Origin of the sequence: Bacteroides cellulosilyticus DSM 14838, from assembly GCF_000158035.1 — a bacterium.
In the GTDB taxonomy this organism is placed as follows: domain Bacteria; phylum Bacteroidota; class Bacteroidia; order Bacteroidales; family Bacteroidaceae; genus Bacteroides; species Bacteroides cellulosilyticus.
This window is the reverse complement of the sequence record NZ_EQ973492.1, coordinates 46666-52241: the sequence shown is the minus strand read 5'-3', so window position 1 is coordinate 52241 and position 5576 is coordinate 46666. Positions and strand designations below refer to the sequence as shown.

Genomic DNA, 5576 nt, shown 5'->3' with positions numbered 1-5576 from the left:
ATTTGATGATGACCTGAATTTGCAGAAAGACTATTTCTTGGGAGATCCAGAGGAAATAAAGAAGTTGATGGAAGCAGTAGCAAATCAAGGAAAGAATAAATAGAATGAAATCAGTATGAAATATGAAGTATTAGGTATCAGGTATTAATGATGCGTGGCCCTTAATACTTCATACTTAATACTTCATATTTAATTCTCTAGCCCACTAATTCGTTCAATATCGTGATACTTAGAAATACTCCAATTGCTACACAGAGTGCTATTAGAATCCAGTTGGTATATTTGGCACTTGGTTTTGTTTCTTTATGCAGATTCTGGTCGAAGTAATTCTTGAAGAAGAGATAAATGGCAGGAACGGTTGCACTTGCCAGCAATAAATCTTCAGGAATTTTGTAGATGTACACTTTAGAAAACGCTATCAATGCCCAGTGACAAAGGAAAAGTATTACAAGCAGATTCACTTTGCGTGAAAATGCCAGTAGCAACCCGATGGTGAATACGGCCACGGAGCAGGGCATCACACAGGTGGTCATCATTGGGAATTCCATGCCCCGTGCCCATGACAAGAGAGGGTAAAGGAATGGCATGGCATACAGTATGTAAGTCAGTTTGTCATATTTGTGATAACGTTCAAACGGAGTATAGTTTGTAATGAGGTCCCATAGCCAGATAAGTGCAATTATACCCCAGAATATGGCAAGTATATAATTGTAATTCCGGTCACCACAATAGATCATGTAGTAGACGATAGAAATCCAGCTATTTAAAAATACCATATATCCCTTCATCAACCGCTTTATCAGCAGTGTCGGTTTTTGATAAAGTAGTACGGTCAGCAGGATACCTGCAATCGTAATAATTATCTGGAAAATCCAGGTTGCTTCATTATATTGTGCGATTGTTTTCCAAAAAACTTCCATACGCAATCTTTTAAATTTTAATTTTCAACTTTTAATTTTTCTCGTGTCTTGTCATGGAGAAAGCCCGTTTGATAAACAAGAACAACGGTATAGTGGCGCCCACTGCCAACATGAAAATGACGCTACAAGTAACGATTGTGTTCGTGAATAAGTCTATCAGATACTTTTCTTGCAATTCCGGTACTTTCATATTCTGCATGAACATGATGAGTGAGAATACTATTTTGTAGGCGTACATACCCGGAATCATAGGCAGCAATGCAGGGATGTAGAGCACAGTCATGGGGCAATAGATACGTTTTCCCAAAACAAGACTTCCCATACCGATACTGAAAGAAGCAAATAGGGATGCAGTAGCGATATCTACTCCCAGATAGGTCATCAGACAAAAACGCAGGGCATGGCCGATAGCGGCAAGTAAGGCAATGGAAGGAAAAGCGCGCAAGGGAGGATCTGAAATCGCTCCGAAACCGATGGCGGCAACTGCGGCAAATATGCCGTCCGTAAGTATATCAACGAGTATCATAATAAACTGTTTCTAATTAACATAAGAGTGCAGGAGAGTCCTACGGAAATACATAATACCAGCAACAATGCCTGGATGAGACGGGTGCAGCCGGTTAGTACATGCCCCTCAACAATATCAATGACACCATTCAGCAAGGGGACGCCGGGCACCAGATAAAGAACACTTGTGGCAATGGCTATCTCGGCTGTCGTTTCCAGCGTAAGCGCTGAAGAAGCAACCATGGAAGCTACGAATGCAGATACAATGAAAACAAGATAATGATTGATTTTCTTCTTCTGCATAATCTGTTTAATGTAGAAACCGATGAGTGTTGCGGAGAATACAATGAGACGCGCTGTCCAGTCGCCACCAAACAGGGCGCAGAAAGAAGCATTGGCAAAACCCACCAGAAACAATGTACAAAGCGGGTCCATCTTCGGTCGTGATATTATTTTCTCATACTTGTCCCAAAGTGTTTCCAGGGGTAAATGATTGTCGTAGGCTTCCCAGCTAAGCGCACTCAGTTCAGCATTCAGTTCGAAACTGATGGGGAAAGCGGGAATAATGGCTACTTCATTGTAGACTTCCGTGCTGTCAATGTCGCATACACTTACCACCATGGTCTTTTGGAAAAGGCTCATTTTCACGTCTACGTCCAGTGACTTTCCGATGCGACGGGTGTTTCGTATCACGCGTGAAGTGTGTACGCCGGACCCCATAAGACGATTAGCATACTCCAGTAAAAACCGGGTAATTTCTTTTAATTCGTTTGGCGAATTCATACTTTAAAATGTTATCCTAATATTATCTATTCTTGAAAAGCGCCGCAAAGGTAAGGCTTTTTGAGGAAAGAAAGAAATGATAATAAGTTATAATTATGGGAATTTCTGAAAGGAGGGAGGAAAGAAAGGAGAGCTTGAGATGATGGCGGCATCTCAAGCATACTGATTATTAAGCAATGCGAGGTACGGGATTATAATTGTATGTCACTACCTCTTCTGCCTGCAATGAAGCCTGTACGTCAATCAAGCGTTGGTTTTTGCTTCCGCGGAAGCACAGGCTTTCATCCCGTAGTTCCTGTTTGAATTTCCCGTCTACCAGTACATCGATATACTGCAATAGTTTGGCCTGTAGTGGGTTACGTAGCAGAGTCTCAAAAGTATATCCTGTATAGCACCAGATGTTCTTGCTACTTTTTTCCTTGATGGCACATGCCAGTTCTGTAAATCCCTCAGGTTGGTACATCGGATCTCCGCCACTGAATGTTACGTCTGCAAAATTGTCGGCAAGCACTTTCGCCAGAATTTCGTCTGTCGACATCCAGCGTCCCCGGTTGATATCCCAGGATTCAGGGTTATGGCAACCGGGGCATCTGTTCGGGCACCCGGCAGCATAAATGGAGGTCCGGAAGCCCGGACCGTCCACTGTAGTATCTTCTATAATGTCAAGGATAGAAAGCATGATTCAATTAAAAATTAAGAATTAAAAATTAAAGGTTGGTGGGAGGGAATGAAATTAAGGGGCTGCTTCGTTATTGCGCAGCTCTTTAATTTTAAATTTATAATTTTTAATTATGAATGACACGGTCGTTGAGTTCCGCCAGTTTGGCATTGTTCCAGCGGTCGGTAGTACCTACCAGGTAACCGGTGATACGTTGTAACTTATCGATGTGCGTACTGCCGCATTTCGGACAGGCTTCCAGGTTCGGAGTAGAGTTTTCATATCCACATTCCAGACAGCGGTTGCGGTTATGGTTTACTGAGCCGTATCCGATATTGTACTGATCCATCATGTCCACTACACGCATGATGACCTCAGGATTGTGTGTCGCATCACCGTCTATTTCTACATAGAAAATATGTCCGCCACGTGTCAGTTCATGATACGGAGCTTCCACTTCTGCCTTATGGCGGGCGCTGCACTTGTAGTACACAGGTACGTGATTGGAATTTGTATAGTAATCCCGGTCTGTAATTCCCGGCAATACACCGAACTTCTTACGGTCTGCCCCTGTGAATTTACCGGATAGTCCTTCGGCAGGCGTAGCCAGTACACTGTAATTATGGTGATACTGATCGGAGAATTGGTCGGCGCGGTCGCGCATATAAGTTACTATTTTCACTCCCAGTTTTTGTGCTTCTTCCGATTCTCCGTGATGTTTGCCGGTAAGGGCAACCAGACATTCTGCCAAACCTATGAAACCTATGCCCAACGTTCCCTGATTGATAACAGAGGCGATTGTATCGTTTGGTTTCAGTTTTTCGCAACCTACCCATAGGGCAGACATCAGCAATGGGAATTGCTTGGCAAATGCGGTTTTCTGGAACTCCATACGTTCGTGCAGTTGGCGTGCAGTGACTTCGAGCATTGCATCCAGTTTTGCGAAGAATTTGGCTATACGCAGTTCTTTATCTTCTATCTTCATACACTCGATAGCCAGGCGTACGATATTAATGGTAGAGAAAGAGATATTTCCACGTCCGATTGAAGTTTTCGGTCCGAAACGGTTTTCGAATACACGCGTACGGCATCCCATGGTGGCTACTTCGTGCTGATAGCGTTTCGGGTCATCTGCCTTCCACTCTTCGCTTTGGTTGAAAGTAGCGTCCAGATTGAGGAAATTCGGGAAGAAGCGGCGGGCCGTCACTTTGCAGGCAAGCTGGTAAAGGTCATAGTTCCGGTCTTCCGGCAGATAGCTTACACCACGTTTCTTTTTCCATATCTGAATAGGGAATATGGCTGTTTCGCCGTTACCTACACCTTGATAGGTGCTTTTCAGAAGTTCGCGAATGATGCAGCGTCCTTCGGCGGATGTATCCGTGCCGTAATTGATAGAACTGAATACTACCTGGTTGCCACCGCGTGAGTGAATGGTATTCATATTATGGATGAATGCTTCCATTGACTGATGTACACGTGCTACAGTCTTGTTAATGGCATGTTGCACAATGCGTTTCTCGTCGGACAGTCCATCCAGCGGTTGTTGCAGGTAGTCTGTAAGTTCTTTCTGATATAGATGTGAATAATCCTTTCCGTTCAACTCTTCCAGATTCTTGATTTCTTCGATATAGCTGTTGCGCACGTAGGGCGCCAGATAAAAGTCGAATGCCGGGATAGCCTGGCCGCCATGCATTTCATTCTGTGCAGTTTCCAGTGAGATACACCCCAGGATACTTGCGGTTTCAATACGTTTGGCAGGACGGGATTCACCGTGTCCGGCAGAAAAGCCGCAGGTCAAAATACGATCCAATGGATGCTGAACACATGTCAGGCTCTTGGTAGGGTAGTAGTCCTTGTCATGAATATGCAGGTAATTGCCGCTTACGGCTTCCAGTACTTCGTCGCTTAGCAGATAGTCATCCACAAAGGGTTTGGTCGTTTCACTGGCAAACTTCATCATCATGCCTGCCGGGGTATCGGCATTCATGTTTGCATTTTCCCGTGTCACGTCATTGGATTTTATTTCTATAATCTCCAGAAACATGTCGCGCGTCTTGGCTTTACGGGCAATGCTGCGCTGATTGCGGTAAGCGATATACTTCTGTGCTACATCTTTCCGGCTACTCTTCATCAGTTCCATTTCTACGGCATCCTGAATGGCTTCCACCGTCATTTGTGCACTTCCCTTGAAAGATATATGATCTGTGATTTGGCGTATCAATTGCAAATCTTCGCCTTTATCCGTATGTAACATAGCTTTACGGATAGCAGTTACTATTTTCTCTTCATTGAAGCCTACTACACGTCCGTCTCTTTTGATTACAGTCTGTATCATGGTCTCGTTTTAATTTTTTAGTTATCCATTAGAATTGGGACTGCAAAGGTATAAACTTATCTATAAGTTTTTGTTTTTGGGAAACTTTTGTCGGTCTAAAATATGTTAATCAGTTGATTCTTAGAAATGTATGATTGCAAAGTGGATAACTTTTTGTTTTAGCCGATTTTGAAAAGTTGTTCAAAATGGAAAACTCTGTGTAGTAGGTAGATACAAAAAAACTCCCTTGCTACACCTATTTGTAACAAGGGAGTTTATGCTATAAGAATAAATTCTCGATTGTGATTATTCTTTTCCGGACAAAGATTATTTCAATACTTCAGCCAATTTTTCCTGTAGACCTTCACCGTGCAGCCCGCGTGCGATGATGGTT

At 43.3% G+C, this 5576-nt stretch carries 5 protein-coding genes and 1 pseudogene; 1 reads left to right on the top strand and 5 read right to left on the bottom strand.

Going from position 1 to position 5576, the window contains the following annotated elements; all coding sequences use genetic code 11:
• Window positions 1-103 (top strand): annotated as a pseudogene (gene gpmA / locus BACCELL_RS26580) (2,3-diphosphoglycerate-dependent phosphoglycerate mutase); the annotation flags it as partial.
• A 94-nt stretch (window positions 104-197) separates the two neighbouring features.
• On the opposite strand, the gene BACCELL_RS18250 reads toward gpmA, so the two are convergent.
• From BACCELL_RS18250 to BACCELL_RS18230, 5 genes are all read right to left on the bottom strand, one after another.
• The gene (locus BACCELL_RS18250; protein ID WP_007213455.1) at window positions 198-920 is read right to left on the bottom strand and encodes a DUF6064 family protein; all 723 of its coding nucleotides are present in this window, start codon (window positions 918-920) and stop codon (window positions 198-200) included.
• A gap of 31 nt (window positions 921-951) precedes the next feature.
• A complete protein-coding gene (locus BACCELL_RS18245) occupies window positions 952-1446 on the bottom strand; it encodes a threonine/serine exporter family protein (RefSeq protein WP_007213454.1) in 495 nt (164 codons plus the stop codon).
• On the bottom strand, window positions 1443-2210 hold the full coding sequence (locus BACCELL_RS18240; protein ID WP_007213453.1) for a threonine/serine exporter family protein: 768 nt from the start codon (window positions 2208-2210) through the stop codon (window positions 1443-1445). Before BACCELL_RS18240 ends, BACCELL_RS18245 begins: the two co-directional genes overlap by 4 nt.
• Before the next feature lie 169 nt (window positions 2211-2379).
• Window positions 2380-2889 carry an anaerobic ribonucleoside-triphosphate reductase activating protein gene (gene nrdG / locus BACCELL_RS18235; protein WP_007213451.1) on the bottom strand — a complete coding sequence of 170 codons (510 nt, stop codon included), beginning with the start codon at window positions 2887-2889 and terminating at the stop codon, window positions 2380-2382.
• 106 nt (window positions 2890-2995) lie between these two features.
• Window positions 2996-5203, bottom strand: coding sequence for an anaerobic ribonucleoside triphosphate reductase (locus BACCELL_RS18230; RefSeq protein ID WP_007213450.1), 2208 nt, complete (start codon window positions 5201-5203; stop codon window positions 2996-2998).
• Between the last annotated feature and the right edge of the window lie 373 nt (window positions 5204-5576).